Source organism: Pseudomonas sp. BJa5 (assembly GCF_030272875.2).
Classification (GTDB): domain Bacteria; phylum Pseudomonadota; class Gammaproteobacteria; order Pseudomonadales; family Pseudomonadaceae; genus Aquipseudomonas.
The window spans coordinates 1-231 of record NZ_JALRNG020000249.1; the positions used below are offsets into that span (position 1 = coordinate 1).

At 68.4% G+C, this 231-nt stretch carries 1 protein-coding gene; it reads left to right on the forward strand.

Annotated features, from left to right (window positions below; genetic code table 11):
* The coding region (locus tag M2D63_RS26200; RefSeq protein ID WP_285865934.1) for an aminotransferase class III-fold pyridoxal phosphate-dependent enzyme at positions 1-231 on the forward strand (231 nt) is incomplete at both ends.

The window sequence follows — 231 nt, forward strand, 5'->3', positions numbered from 1 at the left end:
GACCTGGTCTGCTCGATCGTGCCGTCGAGGGAGATGGTACGCATGGTCAGCTCCGGCACCGCAGCGACCATGAGCGCCATTCGCCTGGCCCGCGGCTACACCGGCCGTGACAGCATCATCATGTTCGAAGGCTGCTACCACGGCCACTCCGACAGCCTGCTGGTCAAGGCCGGCTCCGGCCTGCTGACCCTGGTCGTGCCAAGCTCTGCCGGCGTGCCGGCGGCCTTCGCC